Source organism: Rhizobium leguminosarum (genome assembly GCF_004123835.1).
GTDB classification, from domain to species: domain Bacteria; phylum Pseudomonadota; class Alphaproteobacteria; order Rhizobiales; family Rhizobiaceae; genus Rhizobium; species Rhizobium leguminosarum_M.
Map to the genome: position 1 here is coordinate 253431 of NZ_MZMU01000024.1, position 20039 is coordinate 273469.

Below are 20039 nucleotides of genomic sequence, written 5' to 3' on the forward strand. Positions count from 1 at the left end.
TTCCCAATCGATCGGCATCATCCTTCGCAGGGGCGTCAGCCCCAGAGCATGATGCCGAAAAGTGTGCGCGGTTTTCGGACGACAGCATGCTCTCTCTTTTCTAGAACGCGACGCGATGCGAACTGCCTAGACTTCTGATCTCACCTGCCGGCGGAATATCGCTTTCCACGCCGGACAGCGCGTGGAGCTTCACGCGCCGCATCGCGCCGGGGGCAAGGTGGAACCAGTCGTCGTCGGCCCGATAGCCTTCGACGTCGATATGCACAGATTGCGCCAGCCGGTCGGTCCTGAGGTCAACGAACCAGCCGTCGCTGTCTCTGGTGAATGATGCTTCGATCCCTGCGTCATGCAGCGCCTTCCCCCGTCCGCACGGGAAGTGGAAGCTCTCGGCGAGAATGGCGCCGTCCGCCAGCGAGCGCAGGCGCGCCACACTTGCATCATGCGCCGGCGGCCCGAAACGGAAGGCATAGGTCGTGTCGAAGAAGGCGCCGAACAGCGCGGTGCAGGCAAGGCGCTCCGTGTCTCTTGCCGCCAGCTTGAAGGCCCTGCTGCCGCTGACGACCTGCTGTTTTCCGCCGCGCAGGCAGACAACCTCGAGCTCGACATCGAGCGCTGCATCCGTCTCGTTGACGACATGCACGTCGAGACCGTTCGTTCCCTCGTCGGTGAAGACCACTTGCACCGGCCGGAATGCACGGCGCATCGCATACCAGACCGGCTTCGGCTCTCCGGTGGAATCGATCACTCCCCAGCCGGGGCCGGGCAGCAGATCCTGCAGCGTCCAGACGAGCGCGCCATTGCAGGCGGAGCCCTTGCGCCGCCATTCGGCAAAAGTCTCCTCGATCACCTCGCAGGTCGCGGCGCGGGAGAAATCGAGATAGCGTTCCGGATCTTCGCGGCGCAGATGGGCCGGATCGAAACCGTAGAGAAGCTGCAGGTAGAAATCGCGAACATCCTCGAAATCCCACGATGCACTGCGGTCGCGGGGCACGCGGGCCTTCCACAGCGGGCTGTGGACGGCGGGCACATCGAGATGACGCTGCAGCGTCCTTTGCTGCGGCACATGCGCGAAGGCGAGGCTTTCGGAAGCAAAACGCACATCGGCGCGGCGCGCATCCGCAATCGGTCGCATATAGGCGCCGACGCCGTAATAATGGGCGATACCGGCATTGGGCGAAAAGGGCATCGCTCCGCCATAGGGCGAGTTCGGGACATAGGGCACGTCGGGGCGCATGCGCGCGACGACCGCCGGAATGATTTCATCGGTGACCGGTCCGCTCCAGAATTCCGCCGGCAGACCGAGCATGGCCGCCTGCTGGTGGATTTCGCTGCCGCCACAGAGCACGGCCAGCGAAGGCGACGCCTGCACGCCGTGCAGAAATTCCTCGACCTCCGCATGCACGTGGCCGAGAAAAGCCTTGTCGTTGCGCGGATAATCGAAATTGGCGAACATGAAATCCTGCCAGACGAGCAGACCGAGCTCGTCGCAGAGCGTGAAGAAATCAGGCGTTTCGTAGGCCATGGTGCCGCCGATGCGGATCATGTTCATGCCGGCTGCAGCGGCAAGCCGCAGAAACGGCTCATAATCCGCCCGCCCGCCCGGCAATCGCACGATATCAGCCGTCGTCCACACCGCGCCGCGGCAGAAGATGCGTTCGCCGTTGACGAGGAGCGCGAAGTCATCGCCATCGGCACCACGGTCGACGTCGATACGCCGGAAGCCGGTCCTGCCGAGCGGATATTCCACGCCGTCGGAAACCAGCATCAGCTCATAGAGGCGCGGAGCGCCATGCGTATGCGGCCACCAGGGCTCGATGTCGGAAAGCTTGAGGATAGCCGAATAATGACTGTCGCCGACCTTCTCGAAGGGCTGCTCCATCCCGCCGCAGCGCAGCAGCATCGCCGGATCCTCGGCATTGCTATGCAGGGAAACGCTGAGGCGACCGACACCACTCTCCTCGAATACGGCGCGGATGGAGACATTGTCGATCGAGACAGGATCACGCCGCACCATCGAAATCGGCCGCCATGGCCCGATGGCATGGATATCGGGGCACCAGCCGGGCATATGGCCGAGCAGCGTCGTGCGGAAATTCTTCAAGCCCGCCGGCGTGATCATCTGCGGACGCCAGCGCGCGCGCGCGCCCGGCTCCGACAGGCGGGGGCCGAGCGCCCGGAAGCACAGTGCCAGTTCATCGCCGCCCGAAAGCGTCACCGGAATCTCGTGCGCCGTGAACATGCTCTCGGAAAACAGGATTTCCTGGCCGTTCAGGAAGACATGGCAAAGCGTTGCCAGCCCTTCGAAACGCAGGTTCGCGTCGCCAGGCTCGGCATCGAAAAGCCGGCATAGATACCAGGCGTCCCGCGTGTTCAGCGACTCGGGATTTTCCCGATCGAAGAGCCCGGCTTTTTCAAGCGCGGCGGCAACGGTGCCGGGAACGGGTGCTGGAATGAACTGTGCGGAGAGCGGGATGTCGTGCGGCACGGCGCAGGCGCCCGGCTCCGTCAGGATCAGGTTCCAGCCTTCGGAAAGTAGACTTTCCTCGGCACCGATGCTCGCCAAACGCCCCCGCATGGTCAGATCTCCGGCCTCAGATTCGCCCCGCAAGCGACGCCATCATGGAATCCCATGCATCGGCGGCCGGATCAAGTGCTGCCTGCAGCGGCTCGAACCTCCTGCGGGTGACGGCGCGGGCAAGCTGGAACTGCACCGATTTCGCCACCTCCGAAATACGCCTGGCATGCTCCGTGGCAGCCGCGAATTCATCAGGGGAGAGCCAGGCGAGATGATCGGCCGCCAGCTCGAAATTGGCGCCGACCTGGCGAAGCGTGTTGAAGGCGTATTTGTGGAAGAAGCCGAACGGCCGTTCCGCCACCGCTTCGACCTGTTGCGGAAAAACGCTTGCAAAGGCGCGAATCGGATTTTCGCGGGGACGCCGGGCGAAGTGAAAGCCGGCAAGCCGCCGCGCGGTCGAACGCAGATGCGCTTCATCAGCGGGTCTTTCCGGGAACCGGGCAAATTCCGTGTAGGGCAGGAACGGCGGGTCGTTTTCCGTCAGCTGCAGCTGGAACAGACCGTCGAAATCCTCGCCTTCGAGACGGAAATAACCGGCATTGTGGAAATAGTCGACGCGCTTGGCCGCAACGTCCAGCCGATTGATCGCAACCGTCGTCTTGCCGTGCTCCTGCCGGTAGGCGGTTCCACGGGTATCCGGCATGTAGAAGGAATCCATTTCGATCAGGCAGAGACGGCCCCGCGCGATCTGAACCTCGACATGGCGTTCAACACGGTCGTAGATGGCAAGCTCAGTCGCACGAATGCCGTAGAGCGCTTCGAGATCCTCGAGCGGCACCTTGAAGAAAGTGAACTGGTCGCCCTCGAAATCCTGCGTCAGGGTAAAACCCAGCATCGCCTCGGGCGCAACACCTGTTGTCGCCAGCACTTCGATCCAGAGATCGACATAGCAATTGGTTTCCGGCCAGGCGCGCTCGCCGGAATGCAGCGCATGCGCCCGGTAGGTTTCCGGGTCGATTCCCGAAAATACCCCCGAAAATACCGATGTCATCGATTTGCTCAGCCCCACAGCGCTTTCCGTACGCTGGCCGGCCATTGCTTCACATCGAGCCCATGATGATGGAAGAGGGCAAGAGCGATGCGCTCCAGTCCGAAGCCGACGCAGGCGGTGTGCGCGACACTGCCGTCTTCAAGATTGAGACCCCATTTCGTGCCGAAGGCATCCTGATGGTAGTTGAAGCTCATGCAGGCGGTCGGATTGGCAGCCGAGGTGATCGGGATCAGAAGCTCGAACTTCAGGTTCTGGTCGCGCTGATTATTGGCGAGCATCTTGCCGGCGCGGCCGAAGAACGGATCATTGGCAACGTCGATCGTCACCTCGAGGCCGACGGCCTTCATCATCTCGACGCCGCGATCCATCCAGCGCTGGCGGAAATCGGTGACGTGCAGCTCGGTGCCCATGCAGACATATTCACGCATGCGGAACAGCTGCTGGCGGGCCGGGTCTTTCGACGGCTCATGGCGGAAGCAATAGGATTGCAGGTCGAAGAGGCCGCCCGTCTCTGGCAGGTTGCCGCGCTTGGCGATCGTCGGATAGAGCGGATAGCAGGCAGCCGGCGTCAGCACGATGTCGGTCGCCTCCTGTCCCTTGGTCCAGTCTTCGCCGACTTCCATGCATTGCAGCAGGCTGACATGATCGAGCTCGCTGCCGCAGAAGCTGTGCACCGTGCCGGCGAGCTGCGGAAAGCTCTTCATGTAGCCGCTCTTTTCGAAGAAGGCGCGGTTCATGCCGGGCGGAAAGCGCATGGCTTCGGCACCATCGGTGCCGCCGAACGTATCGATCAGGCGCTCGAAGGCAGCGATCACGTCTTCGAACTGGCCGCTACGACCGTAGAGCCCGTCGATGCCGGTATCGATCAGCAGACCGGATTCGAAAAGCCGGTCCAGAAACGAGGTCTGCATATCCATGACTGTCACCCCAGTAGGCTAGTGTCCTGCTTATGGACAAGAAGCATGCTCGACGTGTTGCCGAGGATGCGATCATTCGAAATCATGAGCTGTGCGGAATGCGCGTCGCGCAGATGGCGTCCGAGGCTGAAGGGCGTGCCGTTCTTATAGCCCATGATGCCGCAGATCAGCATGGCATGGTTGACGATCTCCAGGATCGTCTCGGACGAAGCGATCTTGACGTTGTTCATCGCCACCGCAAATCCCATCGAAGACAGCCTGTCGGCATCAGCCTTGGCATCCTCATAGGCCTTGAGGCCGGCAACCACGTTGGATTTCACCATCTGCAGCAGGTTCGAAACCTCGGCGAGGCGCAGCGCGCCCGGCGGCTGGGCATCCGGCGCCTTGCGGGCTGCGGCACGCACGAAAGCCTGGGCGCGCACAACGGCGTCGACGGCGATGCCGTACCAGACGCCGCTCCACAAGAGGTGCGAGGAAGCAAGCATGGATTGTGCGGCGATCTCCGCGAAAGGCTTCGGCAGGATCTGGCAAGCCGGCGCTTCGCCCTTGAACAGGAAGCCATCGGAGCAGGTGCCGCGCATGCCGAGCGTATTCCAGACATGCGTTTTCTCGAGCGTGTACTGGTCCTTGAGGAAGGCCGTGAGTACCTGATCGGAGGAAGCCGCCTGCGCGTGGGCACGCGAGGTGATGAGAATGGCATCGGCATGCGAGCCATAGGAAATGACGGTCGCATCCTTTTCGAGGCGGCACATGTCGCCCTCGACTTCGACCGCACAGATGCTGTTGCGCAGGTTTCCGCCGATACCGCCTTCGGTGGTGGCGGATGCGATCAGCAGCTGCTCGGCAGCGATGCGGCGCATGAAGCTGCGATGCCATTCGCTGTCGGCGCCGTGTTCAACGAGGCTCGACAGCTTGATGTGGTGCATGGCGAAGACCATGGCGCTTGCGGCGCAGGCCTGGCCGAGCATCGAGCACAATTCGGCGATCTCGGTGATCGAGGCGGATTCGCCGCCGAGATGGCGCGGCACCTGGATGCCGAGCAGCCTTTCGGCCTTCATTGCATCGACGGCTTCCCGGGGGAAATGGGCTTCGGCATCGACGGTATCCGCGTGTTTCGCCGCGATTTCGGCGACGCGGGCCACCCTTGCGACAAGACCGTCCTGCATGATCTTGACGGGGAAATTCATCAGGCGACCTTCCGGCTGTCCCGGATGAGATCGACGGTCCTGGCGATCGCCGAGATGCTCGCGAAGGATTTGCGGTTCAGGAGATTGTCGGGAAATTCGATGTCGAAGGCCTCTTCGATGCCAAGCATCAACTGCACAGAAGCAAAGGACGTCAAACCTGCCGCATAAAGATCGGCGTCGTCGGCGACCTGGTCGATCGATCCAGGAAGCTTGCCGAATTTAGCTACGAGGTCGCGGATTGCCTTATTCATCCCATCACTCCAAGATTCTCATGATCCCGAACCGGCGTTCATCGCCTTGTCATGAGCGTTCTTTTAGTGCGGAAAACAGAACATTCCGCTAATTAATTGAGTTAAATATGACTAAGGCTCATTGTTAGGATTTTAGCGATCCTTCCCGTACTGTCGTAAACACCGTTTAATATCAATGACTTAAGATAATTTCGAAGCTGCGACACGCTCTATTTTCTGGCGTGGCGAGTACAGAAATGACACGCAAAACGCCGCGTTTTGTCTTAATCGCTGGGCGGATAGGAATGCTCGCCACCGCGATAATCGCTGACGGAATAACATCCGTCGCCTGTCGCCCGGATCGCGCTTCCGCTGATGACGGCCTTGCCGTGACCGCCTGGGATATCGAGGATGTAAGCCGGCTGGCAGAGCCCGGAAATCCGCCCGCGCAGCGCCGCGACGATCTCCTGCCCCTCCTCGATCGTCACTCTGAAATGGCCGGTGCCGGGCGCCAGATCAGGATGATGCAGGTAATAGGGTTTGACGCGGATTTCGACGAAGGCCTTCATCAGCTTCGCGAGCACGTCGGGATCGTCGTTGACACCCTTGAGCAGCACCGACTGGCTGACCATGGCGATGCCGGCATCGACGAGGCGGCCGCAGGCGGCCCGCGCTTCCGGCGTCAGTTCGCTGAAATGGTTGGCGTGCAGCGCCACATAGACCGTCTTCCCGCTCGCCTTCAGCGCGGCGATCAGCGACTCATCGATCTTCTCTGGATCGACGACCGGAACACGCGTGTGAAACCTGATGATCTTCACATGCGCGATGCCGGCAAGCGCCTCCATGATCTCGTGGAGCCGGCGCGGCGAAAGCACCAGCGGATCGCCGCCGGTGAGGATGACCTCCCAGATCTCCTCATGACCGCGGATATAATCGAAAGCTGCCTGCATCGCCGCCGCATCGAGCGTGCCGAGGCCCTGCGGCCCAACCATTTCGCGCCGGAAGCAGAAGCGGCAATAGACCGGGCAGACATGCACGGCCTTGAGCAACACACGATCGGGATAACGATGAACGATGCCTTCGACGGGGCTGTGGGCATGATCGCCGATCGGATCGGCGCGTTCTTCCTGGGCGATCGTGAGTTCGGCTGCATCAGGCACGAATTGCCGAGCGATCGGATCATTGGGATCGGTGCGGTCGATGAGCTTGCTGATGACGGGCGTCAATGCGATCGCGTAACGCGCTGCAACCTCTTCGAGCGTTGCGCGATCGGCAGACGCGACCAGCCCGGCCTTCACGAGATTGTCGACGCTCTTGATCGGTTTGACGACATTCATCTTCCAACCTCCGCAACCGGTGCCCAGAGCACCTGGTCGATGCGCGATGCTCCCGTCGCCAGCATTACCAGCCGGTCGAAGCCGAGCGCGATACCGCTTGCGTCAGGCATCAGCGACAGCGCGGCGAGGAAATCCTCGTCGATCGGATAGGTCTCGCCGTAGACCCGCGCCTTCTCGGCCATCTCGATCTCGAACCGTCGCCGCTGTTCGACAGCGTTGGTGAGTTCGCCGAAGCCATTCGCAAGCTCGACGCCGCAGGCATAGAGTTCGAAACGCTCGGCGACCCTGGGGTCGCGTGCCGAGGGACGCGCAAGTGCAGCCTCCGAGATCGGATATTCGTCGAGGATGGTAATGCGGCCGAAACCGAGACGCGGTTCGATCTTTTCGACCAGCACCCGGCTGAAGAGATCGGCCCAGCCGTCATCATCGGCAACACGCATGCCAACGCGCCTGAGCTCGGCCGCCAGATGGTCGCGATCGGTCGAACCGTCAGCGGCGACCGAGGCGAGAAGATCGATGCCGGCATGACGCTCGAACGCTTCGGCAACACTGATCCGCTCCGGCCCGGCGAAAGGATCGCTCTCGGCGCCGCGATAGGCAAGCTTCCCCGTCTTTACCGTTTCGGCCGCCAGCGCCAGAAGCCGCACGCAATCCATCATCAGGCTCTCGTAGCTTTCGCCGGCCCGATACCATTCGAGCATGGTGAACTCAGGATGATGCAGCGGCCCGCGCTCGCGGTTGCGATAGACATGGGCAAAACACGAGATGCGCTCCTCGCCCGCCGCAAGCAGCTTCTTGCAGGCAAACTCCGGCGAGGTGTGCAGGTAAAACGGCGCCTTTTGCCCATCCGTCGTCAGTGCTTCCGTGGCGAAGGCATGCAGATGCGCCTCATTGCCGGGAGAGATCTGCAGCACCGCCGTATCCACCTCGATGAAATCCTCGCGCGCGAAAAACCCGCGCAACGCCGCCTGGATCGCATTGCGTCCGATCAGGAACGGACGGCGGTCGGCATGTACGGACGGGGTCCACCAGGGGGACGCTTTCGCCGAAGAGTTCATTCCAAGCTTTCTTCGCCGGAGAGACCGGTATGGGGGGTGGCTATTTCCCGGATTTTAGGTTAGTTGCGCCCCAAAGAAAAACATTTGCGTCTTCGGGGTCGTCTCGACAGTCATCTACGACGCCGAAAGCCGAGTTACAAGGAAGTCTTATGGTCAAGGTCATCGCCTCTTCGGTCCGCAAGGGCAACGTTCTCGATGTCGACGGCAAGCTCTATGTCGTTCTCACCGCCCAGAACTTTCATCCGGGCAAGGGCACGCCGGTCACCCAGGTCGACATGCGCCGCATCGTCGACGGCGTGAAGGTTTCAGAGCGTTGGCGCACCACCGAACAGGTCGAGCGCGCCTTCGTCGAAGACGTCTCCTTCCAGTTTCTCTATGAAGACGGCGAAGGCTTCCACTTCATGAACCCGGCGAGCTACGATCAGGTCGTCGTCGATGTCGACACGATGGGTGACGACAAGGCTTATCTGCAGGAAGGCATGTCCTGCATCCTCTCGATGCACGAGGGCATTGCGCTGGCGCTCCAACTGCCGCGCCACGTCACGCTCGAAATCATGGAGACGGAACCGGTCGTCAAGGGCCAGACGGCATCGTCCTCCTACAAGCCGGCGATTTTGTCGAACGGCGTGCGCGCCATGGTGCCGCCGCACATCAATGCCGGCACCCGCGTCGTCATCGCGACGGAAGACAATTCCTACGTTGAACGCGCCAAGGACTGATCCTGGTTTCAGCCTACCGAAGAGGCCGGCTCACGCCGGCCTTTTTTGTATCCTGTTCTAAATGAAATAGTTAGAGCATGATGTCGTCCGAAAACCGCTCACACTTTTCGGCATCATGCTCTAGAGATGCGGGTTGCGCGGCCGGTATTTCTTGACGAGCTTCTGGTTGATCTCGGCAGCGCCCGGCATGTTGGCGCTGAGATAAATTGGCGCATCGCCGGATTTCGAAAGCTCCGAGGCGACTTCGGCGAAGATCGCATTGATGACCGTCACCCCGACCGCCGTCGAGACTGGCCCAACCCGAAGCCCCGTGCCTTCGAGATCGACAACGGCGTCACCCGGTGGCAGCCCGTTGTCGAGCACCACATCGGCCACATCGGCGAGCCGCCGGCGGCCATTGGCGATCGCTGAGGAATAGGCGATCGAAGTGATGGCAATCACCTTTGCGCCGATTTCGCGCGCATAGTCGGCGGCCTCGATCGGCGCGGCGTTCACACCCGAATTGGAAGCGATGATGATGACATCGCCCGGCTGCATGCCGTAACGCTCCAGCATCGGCCGCACCAGGCCCTGCGTGCGCTCATAAACCGAACTGATGACCGCGCCCTCATGCAGCATGGCCGAGCCGACGAGCACCGGCACGGTGAAGGCGAGCCCGCCGGCACGATAGTGCACCTCTTCGGCCAGCATATGCGAATGGCCGGTGCCGAAGACATAGACACGCTTGTCGCCGCGGGCAGCATCGAGGATGACGGCTGCTGCCTGCGCCATCGGCCGGGCAAGCGTCCGCTTCAGTTCCTCCAGCCGGCCGATGAGGTTGGAGAAATAGGCATCGGTAATGTCGGTCATCCCATTTCTCCTAGAGCATGTCGCGCAAAAGTGTGCCGCGGTTTTGCGATAACGACATGCGTAAAAACAAAGATCTAAAGCGCGAAGAGCGAATCTCAAAGATCGCGACGCGCCTTAGCGTTCAGGCCGCTTCGCCGCTGAGCCAGGTGGCGGTGACGGCAAGCGCATCGGTGAGATGCACGAGATCGGCACGCGTACCCGGCGAGAGATGGCCGCGATCGGCAAGCCGGAGGAACCGGGCCGGATAAAGGCTCGCCATGCGCAAAGCCTCGGCGAGCGTCAGGTCGAGATAGGTGACGCCGTAACGGATCGTCGAGATCATGTCGACATCGGAACCGGCCAGCGTGCCGTCGGAAAGCACCAGCTTCGAGCAGAAGCCGCCCCTTTCGCGCCGGACGGTGCGCCCGTTCAGCGTGAACGAATCCTTCTCCGACCCGACGAGTGACATCGCGTCGGTGACGAAAAACAGCTTGCCTTCGCCGCGTTTGGCGCGCAGCGCCGTGCGCAGGGCCTTCGGATCGACGTGATGGCCATCGGCGATGATGCCGCACCAGGTCGAGGGATGATCGATCGCCGCGCCGACGAGGCCGGGCGCACGGTGTCCCAACTGGCTCATGGCGTTGAAGAGATGCGTGACGCCCCGCGCGCCGGCATCGAAACGTTCTTCCGCCGCCTCGCTCGAACAATCGGAATGGCCGATGCTGATGGTGACGCCTGCTTCCGCAAGCTCGCGCACCTGGGCAACCGTCACCTGCTCGGCGGCCATGGTCACGAGCAGCGTGCCGATCGCCTCGCGCGCCCGGATGAAAGCCTTGACGTCGCGATCCTCCACCGGCCGCATCAGTTCGGCCAGATGCGCGCCCTTCCTCGCAGGCGCCAGATGCGGACCTTCGAGATGCAGGCCGGCGACGCCGCGGTTCGCTTTCACTGCCTCCTTGGCCGCCTCGATCGCGGCAATGGAGGCCTCTGATGTATCGGTGATCAGCGTCGGCAGCAGCGACGTCGTGCCATAGGGCCGGTGCCCGCCGGCGATCATGTCCATCGAGGCGACAGAAGGCTCGTCGTTCAGCATCCGCCCGGCGCCGCCATTGACCTGTGCGTCGATGAAACCGGCCGACAGAACTCCGCCGGCAAGCGTCACCACCTCGCCGTGCGGCAGGTCGTTTCTCGCGACGATCGCTTCGACGCGGCCATCGGCAACGATGAGGGCTTTCTCGTCATGGAAACGCTCGCCATCGAAGATGCGGGCGCCGAGGAAGATCTTGCGGGCCATCAGACCGTCTCCGTCACCTTGAGCAGGTTTGCCGGCTTGTCGGGATCGAAGCCCTTGCGGCGCGTCACGGACTCGATCAGCCGGTAATAGACGAGCAGCGATACCAGCGGATCGACGAGGCCGCTGCCCGTCGTCGGCACGCGCAGATGGACACCGGCGAGCGGCTGCGCCGCGAAGCCGACGGTGGTGGCGCCGAGTTTCTGCAGGCGTTCCAGCGCCTGGACATTGTTGGCGAAGGCCGCATCGTCGGGCGCAAAGGCGACGATCGGGAAGCCCGGCTGCACCAGGCGCATCGGACCATGCATCAGTTCGGCCAGCGAGAAGGCCTCGGCATGCAGGCCGGAGGTCTCCTTGGCCTTCAACGCCGCTTCGAGCGCGATCGCGAAAGCCGGGCCGCGGCCGGCGGTATAGAGCGAGGTCGCGTTGAAGAGCACCTCCTCGGCTGCCGCCGTGTCGATGCCGGCAGTTGCCGAAAGCGCCTCCGGCAGCTTGCCGAGCGCGGCCTGCAGATCGGACGCACTGCCGATCGCAGCCGTTACCCCGGAAAGGGCTGCAACCGAGGCGATGAAGGATTTTGTCGCCGCGACACTCTTTTCCGCGCCAGCATTGAGGCCGAGAACGATATCGGCCTGTTTCGCAAGCGGGCTGTCCGCGACGTTGACGACGGCGATCGTCGTCGCTCCGCCCTTCTTCGCCGCGTCCTGCAGCGCGACGATGTCGGGGCTGGCACCCGACTGCGAGACGGTGAAATGGACGCCGCCCTTCAGATGCAGCGCCGCACCATAGACCGAAGCGATCGACGGGCCGACCGAGGCGACCGGAACGCCGCAGGTGATCTCGAAGAGATATTTGAAAAAGGTGGCGGCGTGGTCCGAGGAGCCGCGTGCCGCCGTCGTCACCACGCTCGGGCGGGCGGACGAAAACAGCCGGGCGATCTCGGCAAAGACCGGCTTTTCCTTTTCGAGCAGCGTGGCGACCACCTCGGGCGATTGGCCGGCTTCCTGCAGCATCAGCGACTGGTTGTCATTCATAGGTCATCTCCGATTCTCAATTCTGCAACGAAATCATAGGCATCGCCGCGATAATGCGAGCGGGTGTATTCGACGACGCGCTGGTCTTCCAGGCGCGAGACACGTTCGATCAGAAGCGCCGGCGCGCCGGCCTTGACGTTCAGGATCGCGGCGGAGGACGGATCGAGCGTGACCGCTGTCAGCCGCTGCAGCGCGCGCACGGGCCTGTGGCCACTGGCCGTCAGCGCATCGTAGAGCGATCCCTCGCCGCCGGCATCGTGCCCCAGGAACTTGATCGGCACCACGGCGCGCTCGATCGCCAGCGGCAGACCGTCGGCAAGGCGCAAGCGGTCGAGTCTCAGCACTGGCTCGTCACCGCCGAGGCCGAGCAGGAAGGATTCCTCCGGCGACGGCGTATTGACCGCCCGCGACAATATCCGTGCGGCCGGCAGACGCCCGCGCGAACGCATGTCAGCGGAGAAGGAGGAAAGCCGCCAGAGCGACTGTTCCATGCGTTCCACCCTGCTCGAGACGAAAGTACCGCTTCCGTGGCGCGATTCCAGTGCGCCGGATGCCATCAGATCGCGATAGGCGGTGCGCACGGTGACACGGCCGAGCTTCAGAGCCTCGGCAAGGTCGCGCTCACCCGGCAGCGCGGTGCCGGGCTTCAGCAGCCCTTCCTGAATGAGGCCGGTCAGCGTCTGCGCCAGCCGCTTGTAGAGCGGCCCGGTCAGCGCCTCGTTGCGCAGGCCGCGGCTGTTCAGTTCCGCTATCAGACTGGTTCTATCCATGGGCACACAATAGAACCTATATAGAACCAATCGGCAAGGCAGAATCGAACACGGAACGAAAAAACCCTCGCCGGCGAACCAGAAGGGTTTCATAGCGCTCAAATTTGACAGTCGTGCGTCCGCAGCGCCGCGCGTTTAGAAACGCGCCGGCGCTGGAGGATGCTCAGTTCTTGGTGAAGATATAATCCGTCTCCTGGCGCAGCACTTCGCCGGGGCGCAGGACCGCATTCGGAAAACCTTGGTGATTGATGGCATCCGGCCAGACCTGCGTCTCCAGGCAGAAGCCGGCGAATGGGCCGTATTTGCGACCGCCGATGCCGGGAGCCGCGACATCGAGCTTGAAGCCGGCATAGAACTGCACACCTGGCTCCGTGCTGCGCACTTCCAGCGACACACCGGAATACAGGCTGCGGGCAAGCGCGACGCTCCTTTTGGCGGTACGCTCGGCGGACAAGCAGAAATTATGGTCGTAGGACACTTGTTCGCTGCCGACGAAACGTTTCATCGGCGCCATCTCGCGGAAATCGAATTCCGTGCCCTCGACGGAACGGATCTCGCCGGTCGGCACCTGCTTCTCATCGGTCGGCAGATAATGATCTGCGGCAATCATGATGTCATGGCCAAGCGCATCGTCGCGGCCGTCGAGATTGAAATAGGCGTGCTGGCAGACATTGGCGAGCGTCGGCTGGTCGCTGGTCGATTCGTAGGTGATCGACAGTTCACCATTGCCGTGCACCCAGAAAGTCGCCTGGATGGTGCAATTGCCGGGATAGCCGGCGCGGCCATCGGGATCGACGATCTTCAGTACCACGCGGTCGACGTCGTGCTCGACGATCGTCCAGTTGCGTTTGGCGATATTGTCGCTGCCGCCATGCAGATGCGTGAGGCCGTTTTCATTCAGTTCGAGCTGATAGTCCTTGTCGTCAAGCGCAAACCTGCCCCCGCCGACGCGGTTGGCACAGCGGCCGGGCGTCGCGCCGAAATAGGACGAATAGAGGGGGTAGCTGTCGAAATCGTCAAAGCCGAGCTGCAGCGGCGCGTCATGTCCCTCCAGGCGCAGATCCTGGATGACCGCGCCCCAGCTTATGATCTTGGCCGTCAGCCCACCGCCCCTGATCACGACGCGATAGACGGTCTCGCCCGCCTTCGTCTGCCCGAAAACGTCCCGCTCCAACTTATCCGACATGATCGACCGTCCATTCTATCTCTGCTGCAAATTCCTCAATTCGGAATCGATTTGAGGAATTTGCAGCGATTCAAAGTGTGCATTGCACGTCCGACGAAGACGCGCGGTGTGGTAGGCTTCGGGACAGGAACCTGCCCGGATTTGCTTCAATCCGCAACCGGCGGATCAGAAAGAAAAAGCCGCAGCAGTGGTGCAGCGGGCTCGAGGCACGATCGGCAACGGTCAGAGATCCGTGCCGATCTCTTCCACATCAAAGGGCGTCGTCTGGTAGATTTCGTTGATCCAGTTGCCGAACAAGAGATGCGCATGGCTGCGCCAGCGGTTCTGCGGCGCAAGCGCCGGATCATTATGCGGGAAATAATTGTGCGGCATCCTGATCGGCACGCCGGCATTGACGTCGCGGAAGTATTCGTCGGAAAGCGAGGTGGAATCATATTCGACATGGTTGAACATGTAGAGCCGCCGGCCCCTTTTCTCATGCACGAGGCACACGCCCATTTCGCTGGACTCCATCAGGATCTCCAGGCTTTCGGATTTCTCGATATCGGCGCGGCGCACTTCGGTCCAGCGCGACACCGGTACCTCGAAATTGTCGGAAAAGCCGTTGAGATAGATGGACGAAGGCTTCAGGTTGCGGTGACGGTAGACGCCGAAGGCCTTCTCTTTCAGCTCGTATTTCGGAACGCCATGAAAGTGATAGACCGCCGCCATCGCGCCCCAGCAGACGTTCATCGTCGAATGGACATTCGTTTCCGTCCAGTCGAGAATCTCCTGCATCTCCGGCCAATAGGTGACGTCCTCATAGGGCAAAAGCTCGATCGGCGCCCCGGTGATGATGAAGCCGTCGAACTTGCGGTGCTTTACCTCCTCCCAGGTCTGGTAGAAGGCTAGAAGATGATCCTCGGACGTATTCTTCGCCTTGTGGCCGCCGATGCGAATGAGCGACAGCTCCACCTGGAGCGGCGAGGCGCCGACGAGGCGGGCCATCTGCAGTTCGGTCTTGATCTTGTTCGGCATGAGATTGAGCAGCCCGATCTGCAACGGTCGGATATCCTGACGGATCGCCAACGTCTCGGTCATCACCCGCACACCCTCCTGAACCAGGGTTTCGAAGGCGGGCAGCGTATCGGGGATCTTGATGGGCATTGCGGTCACTCGATCAAAAACAAAAACCGGCGGCGAAAAAAATCGCTACCGGTCCGCACGCGGCCCTTTAGCGACTTTTTTAACGTGGCTGCAAGCCGGCCGGCCAAATCACCACGGAGGCCTTAATTAGACCCAGTCGGATTGCGAATCAACTGGCGAAAGCATGCAGGAGAGACTCATGCAAGCATCATCACACTTTAATGACTGATAGAATCTGTTGATAGACCGGTAACGCCACCATGTTATTTATAAGGGTATGGGCGATTTGGAAAAGCGTAATGGCAGATAAAATCGAGGGGAGGCCGGGCATCCGGAGGCAGGATAGGGTAGGGTATGATTTCAGCCTGACATATCGCCTCGGCGTCATGTTCTCAGCATTCTGGTATTCGGAAGTGCGTGGCAGGGTGCTGTTTCTGGCGACCGTGCTGATCCTCGTTATCCTGGCGACGTCCTACGGCCAGGTCATTTTGAACGAGTGGAATGCTCCCTTCTACGACTCGCTGGAGCGCCGCGACCTCGGCGAATTCTTCCACCAACTCGAAATCTTCGCGATGATCGCCGGCACGCTGCTGCTGCTCAACGTGCTGCAGGCCTGGCTGAACCAGATGACGGCGCTCTATATGCGCGAAGGCTTGTCACGCGATCTCGTCGACCAGTGGCTGAAGCGCAAGCGGGCGCTGCGGCTTGCCTCCAGCGGCCTGATCGGCGTCAATCCGGACCAGCGCCTGCACGAGGATTCCCGCAACCTCGCCGAAAGCACGACAGGACTGGTTCTCGGCCTGCTGCAGTCGACCATTCTCCTGGTGAGCTTCATCGGCGTGCTCTGGGAGCTTTCCAGCGGCTTCATCTTCCGCATCAGCGGCCATAGCTTCTCCATTCCAGGCTACATGGTCTGGGCGGCGATTTTCTATGCCGCTTCCGCCTCGGTGTTGAGCCAGGTCGTCGGCCGCAAGCTGGTCAAGCTCAATGCCGACCGTTTTTCGAAAGAAGCCGAGCTTCGTTTCACGCTGATGCATGCCAATGAAAACATGCCGGCGATTACCGTTGCCCGCGGCGAGGAGAACGAACGTCGGCGCATCAACACCGATATCAGCTCGGTCCTGACAGTCGTCAAGCGGCTCGCCATGGCCAATACCAATCTCACCTGGGTTTCGGCCGGCTATGGCTGGCTGGTGATCGTCATCCCGATCATCGTTGCCGCCCCCGCCTATTTCTCCGGCGGCCTCACCCTCGGCCAGCTGATGATGTCGGTCGGTGCCTTCAACCAGGTCAACACGGCGCTGCGCTGGTATGTCTCCAATTTCGGCCCGATCGCCGAATGGCGCGCCACGCTGATGCGCGTCACAGATTTCCGCCAGGCGCTGCTCGACATGGAAGAGGACTTCGACCTCAAGGACAGCATCGCCTATGAAAACACCGCGCCCGACACGCTGACGTTGAAGGATGTGGTGATCGTCGCCAAGGTCGGCGAAGACATCGAGGAATGCGGCGGTTTCCGCCTGCGTGAAACCAATGTCGTGATCAAGGCCGGCGAAAAGATCATGATCAACGGCGATCACAGCGTCAATCGCAAGCTGCTCTTCCAGGCGATGGCCGGCCTCTGGCCGTGCGGCAGCGGCACGATAGGCCTGCCGCCAATCGACGACATGCTCTTCGTTCCGCAGGTTGCCTATGTTCCCGGCGGCACGCTGCGCGAGGCGCTGGCCTTTCCCGAACGTCCCGAAGCCTACGAGAAAGCCGCCGTCGAGGCGGCCCTCAACAAGGTTGGTCTCCATTCGCTGATCGCAAGGCTCGATACCCGCGCCCGCTGGGACAAGATGCTCGACGGCGACCAGCAGAAAGCGATCGGATTTGCCCGGCTGCTTCTCGTGCGCCCGCGCTGGATCATCTTTGACGAAGTGCTGGAAGGCATGGAGCCGGAATTACAGGAAACGATGGCCAAACTGCTCACCTCGATGCCCGAAAGCGGCATGATCTATATCGGCCGCTCCGAGGCCTATCTCGAGGCGCTGAGGCCGCGCGTGCTGCATCTGCAGGCGCTGCCGTCAGCATCCGAGGAGCCGCCTGCCGTCCAGACCGGCGCCAGCGCCAGTGCGGGCGCTGCCGCCGTGCCCGCGCCGGCGCTTTAATGCATGCCGCCCAAAAGTGTGGAGCGGTTTTGGGATGACGGCATGCATTAAGACAAGGATTTGAGGCGCTGGTCACATCGGCGGCGTGATGCCGTTGAGGCCGACGGCGATCTGGCTGGCCGAGATGCTGCCGTCCGCCGCCTTCTCGCCGGTGACGACGACGCCGGCCCCGGGTTTCAGATCATCCTTGGTCGCAGGCGCCAACGTCACAATCGGCGTGCCATCGGCAATCGAGATGGTCTTTTCCTTGCCCTGATAGGTCAGGGTGATCGTGTGGCCGTCGACGGACTTGACGGCATTGCTGACGGTCGCGTTGGTCATCTGGCTGTTCGGCTGCGCATCCCAGGGACGGTTGCCCTCACCGGTTCCCTTCATCGATGCCGGAAAGATCAGCACCTCGATCGCCCCGTCCGGGCCCGTGCCCTTCGGAAGTGAAGCCACACCGACGAAATCGCCGGGCTTGATATCCTCGACTGAGGCTTTCTTGATGCCGCCGATCTTCCAGCCGGATTTCAGCGCGATCGTCGCATCGCTGCCCTCGCGCGTCTTGACGACGAGCGTATCGCCGCTGAGGCTTTCGATTGCGCCGCGAACACGAATGCGCTGGGCATCCTGCGCCTGTGCGGCTTGCGACAGGGCAAGCGCCACGAGGCTGCCGGCAGTAAGTGCTGTGAGAAAACGGGAATGAGGCTTGCGAGTCATATGACTTTTCCTTGTCGCCATTGCGATCGGCAATATCCCCGGCTGCCGGACGGCACCTTATGCCGCAGGACGACACACTGACGAATCAAGGAAAAGTGAGCCTTCAGCCTTGAGAAAATCTCAGCCTTCCAGCTCTTCCCGCAGCATTTCGAGCTCCAGCCACTCCTCTTCCATGTCAGTCAGGCTGGCGCGCAGTTTTTCCATCTCGCCGGCAAGCCGGTTGAAGGTTGCTGGATCGCGCGTGAAAAGATTGGGATCTGCCATCACCTGTTCGCGCTTGGCGATTTCGGCTTCGGCCTTCGCCATTTCCTTTGGCAGGTTTTCCAGTGCGAATTTCTGCTTGAAGGAGAGCTTGACCTTCGAGCTGCCTGAAGCTGTTGCTTGCTGCGTCTTCGGTTTCTCCGCCGCCTTTTCGGCCCTCTTACGCTCCTCGAGCGCGCCCTTGCGCTGTACAAGCATGTCCGAGTAGCCGCCGGCATATTCGATCCAGCGACCATCAGGCGCATCCGGCACAGCGGGTGCGATCGTCGAGGTCACGGTGCGGTCGAGGAAATCGCGGTCATGGCTGACGAGAATGACGGTGCCGGGAAAGCCGGCGACAATCTCCTGCAGGAGATCGAGCGTTTCGATATCGAGATCGTTGGTCGGCTCGTCGAGGATCAACAGGTTCGTCGGGCGCGAAAGGATGCGCGCCAGCATCAGCCGGGCGCGTTCGCCGCCGGAGAGGTTTCTGATCGGTGTACGCGCCTGTTCCGGCTGAAACAGAAATTCCTTCATGTAGCCGGTGACATGGCGCTGCTCGCCGTTGACGAGCAGGTTTTCGCCGCGCCCATCCGTCAGATAATTGGCAAGCGTATCCTCGGGATCGAGATCCTCGCGTTTCTGATCGAGCGTCGCAATCTCCAGATTGGTGCCGAGCTTGACGATGCCGCTATCGGGTGAAAGCTGCCCGGTCAGCATCTTCAGCAGCGTCGTCTTGCCGGCGCCGTTCGGCCCGACGAGACCAATGCAGTCGCCGCGATGCACGCGGATCGAAAACGGCGTGACGATTGCCCGCTCGCCGAAGCTCTTGGTGATCTTGTCGGCCTCGATAACCAGCTTGCCGGATTCCTGCGCGTCCGAAACCGTCGCCTGCACCGTGCCCTGCGGCCCCTTATGGCCGCGATAGTTCGAGCGCATCGTCTGCAGCTCGCCAAGACGGCGCATGTTACGCTTGCGCCGCGCCGTGACGCCGTAGCGCAGCCAGTGCTCCTCGCGCTCGATCGACTTGCCGAGCTTGTGCTGCTCCAGCTCCTCGGCCTCCAGCACCTGGTCGCGCCAGGCTTCGAAATGCGCAAAGCCTCTGTCGAGCCGGCGCGAGGTGCCGCGGTCGAGCCAGACAGTTGCCGTCGAGACTTTTTCAAGGAAACGCCGGTCGTGCGAGATCAGCACCAAGGCGCTGCGCGTCTTTTGCAGCTCGCCTTCCAGCCATTCGATGGTCGGCAGGTCGAGATGGTTGGTCGGTTCGTCGAGCAGAAGAATGTCCGGCTCCGGTGCCATAACCCGGGCAAGGGCGGCGCGCCGCGATTCGCCGCCGGACAGCATTCTCGGGTCTTCGTCGCCGGTCAGCCCGAGATGCGACAACAGATATGTGACACGATATGGGTCATCGCCCGGCCCGAGGCCGGCCTCGGCATAGGCCTGCACAGTGTTGAAGCCGGCAAAATCCGGCGCCTGTTCGAGATAACGCACCGTCGAGGACGGATGGCGGAAGACCTCGCCGGACTGCGCCTCGACCAGGCCGGCGGCAATCTTCAGCAGCGTCGATTTTCCCGAGCCGTTACGCCCGACGAGACAGATTTTGTCACCAGGCTCGATCTGCAGGCCAGCACCGGCCAGAAGCGGTGCACCGCCAAAGCTCAGGAAGATATCGTCGAGTTTCAGAATGGGAGGGGCCAAA

Annotated in this window: 17 protein-coding genes and 1 riboswitch; of the genes, 2 read left to right on the forward strand and 15 right to left on the reverse strand. The window is 61.7% G+C overall.

Annotated elements, in window-relative coordinates:
- Positions 1–100: 100 nt before the first annotated feature.
- From B5P46_RS30915 to epmA, 7 genes are all read right to left on the reverse strand, one after another.
- Entirely contained in the window at positions 101–2575 is a 2475-nt protein-coding gene (locus B5P46_RS30915; protein ID WP_129422054.1) for a glycoside hydrolase family 2 protein, read from the reverse strand.
- A 16-nt stretch (positions 2576–2591) separates the two neighbouring features.
- On the reverse strand, positions 2592–3584 hold the full coding sequence (locus B5P46_RS30920) for a DUF1839 family protein (RefSeq protein ID WP_206735440.1): 993 nt from the start codon (positions 3582–3584) through the stop codon (positions 2592–2594).
- Positions 3575–4483: an amino acid--[acyl-carrier-protein] ligase gene (locus B5P46_RS30925; protein WP_129422056.1), complete on the reverse strand. Its 909-nt coding sequence runs from the start codon at positions 4481–4483 to the stop codon at positions 3575–3577. Before B5P46_RS30925 ends, B5P46_RS30920 begins: the two co-directional genes overlap by 10 nt.
- A 5-nt stretch (positions 4484–4488) precedes the next feature.
- Positions 4489–5670, reverse strand: coding sequence for an acyl-CoA dehydrogenase family protein (locus tag B5P46_RS30930; protein WP_129422057.1), 1182 nt, complete (start codon positions 5668–5670; stop codon positions 4489–4491).
- A complete protein-coding gene (locus B5P46_RS30935; protein ID WP_012759417.1) occupies positions 5670–5921 on the reverse strand; it encodes an acyl carrier protein in 252 nt (83 codons plus the stop codon). The genes B5P46_RS30930 and B5P46_RS30935 overlap by 1 nt, the downstream gene beginning before the upstream one ends.
- 263 nt (positions 5922–6184) lie before the next feature.
- Positions 6185–7237 carry a lysine-2,3-aminomutase-like protein gene (locus tag B5P46_RS30940; protein WP_129422058.1) on the reverse strand — a complete coding sequence of 351 codons (1053 nt, stop codon included), beginning with the start codon at positions 7235–7237 and terminating at the stop codon, positions 6185–6187.
- A complete protein-coding gene (gene epmA / locus B5P46_RS30945; protein WP_129422059.1) occupies positions 7234–8295 on the reverse strand; it encodes an EF-P lysine aminoacylase EpmA in 1062 nt (353 codons plus the stop codon). The genes B5P46_RS30940 and epmA overlap by 4 nt, the downstream gene beginning before the upstream one ends.
- A gap of 149 nt (positions 8296–8444) precedes the next feature.
- On the opposite strand from epmA, the gene efp reads away from it, so the two are divergent.
- Positions 8445–9014 carry an elongation factor P gene (gene efp / locus B5P46_RS30950; protein WP_003543742.1) on the forward strand — a complete coding sequence of 190 codons (570 nt, stop codon included), beginning with the start codon at positions 8445–8447 and terminating at the stop codon, positions 9012–9014.
- Positions 9015–9134: 120 nt separating this feature from the next.
- Here the strand turns inward: efp and B5P46_RS30955 are convergent, their stop codons facing one another.
- The 6 genes from B5P46_RS30955 to metA form a co-directional block, all read right to left on the reverse strand.
- Entirely contained in the window at positions 9135–9863 is a 729-nt protein-coding gene (locus tag B5P46_RS30955) for an SIS domain-containing protein (protein WP_129422060.1), read from the reverse strand.
- Between the two features lie 121 nt (positions 9864–9984).
- On the reverse strand, positions 9985–11136 hold the full coding sequence (gene nagA / locus B5P46_RS30960; protein ID WP_129422061.1) for an N-acetylglucosamine-6-phosphate deacetylase: 1152 nt from the start codon (positions 11134–11136) through the stop codon (positions 9985–9987).
- A complete protein-coding gene (locus tag B5P46_RS30965; RefSeq protein WP_129422062.1) occupies positions 11136–12167 on the reverse strand; it encodes an SIS domain-containing protein in 1032 nt (343 codons plus the stop codon). Before B5P46_RS30965 ends, nagA begins: the two co-directional genes overlap by 1 nt.
- Positions 12164–12937: a GntR family transcriptional regulator gene (locus B5P46_RS30970; protein ID WP_129422063.1), complete on the reverse strand. Its 774-nt coding sequence runs from the start codon at positions 12935–12937 to the stop codon at positions 12164–12166. Before B5P46_RS30970 ends, B5P46_RS30965 begins: the two co-directional genes overlap by 4 nt.
- Before the next feature lie 163 nt (positions 12938–13100).
- Positions 13101–14123, reverse strand: coding sequence for an aldose epimerase family protein (locus B5P46_RS30975; protein WP_129422064.1), 1023 nt, complete (start codon positions 14121–14123; stop codon positions 13101–13103).
- Between the two features lie 222 nt (positions 14124–14345).
- Positions 14346–15269 carry a homoserine O-acetyltransferase MetA gene (metA, locus tag B5P46_RS30980; protein WP_129422065.1) on the reverse strand — a complete coding sequence of 308 codons (924 nt, stop codon included), beginning with the start codon at positions 15267–15269 and terminating at the stop codon, positions 14346–14348.
- A gap of 47 nt (positions 15270–15316) precedes the next feature.
- Positions 15317–15394: riboswitch (SAM riboswitch) on the reverse strand.
- Between the two features lie 114 nt (positions 15395–15508).
- On the opposite strand from metA, the gene B5P46_RS30985 reads away from it, so the two are divergent.
- The gene (locus B5P46_RS30985; RefSeq protein WP_206735434.1) at positions 15509–17398 is read left to right on the forward strand and encodes an ABC transporter ATP-binding protein/permease; all 1890 of its coding nucleotides are present in this window, start codon (positions 15509–15511) and stop codon (positions 17396–17398) included.
- A 72-nt stretch (positions 17399–17470) separates the two neighbouring features.
- On the opposite strand, the gene B5P46_RS30990 is transcribed toward B5P46_RS30985, so the two are convergent.
- Together B5P46_RS30990 and B5P46_RS30995 are read right to left on the reverse strand one after the other, a co-directional pair.
- Positions 17471–18100, reverse strand: coding sequence for a DUF5666 domain-containing protein (locus tag B5P46_RS30990; protein WP_129422067.1), 630 nt, complete (start codon positions 18098–18100; stop codon positions 17471–17473).
- 120 nt (positions 18101–18220) lie between these two features.
- Positions 18221–20038 (reverse strand): ABC-F family ATP-binding cassette domain-containing protein, encoded by a 1818-nt coding sequence (locus B5P46_RS30995; RefSeq protein ID WP_129422068.1) that lies wholly within the window; start codon positions 20036–20038, stop codon positions 18221–18223.
- Position 20039: the final 1 nt, after the last annotated feature.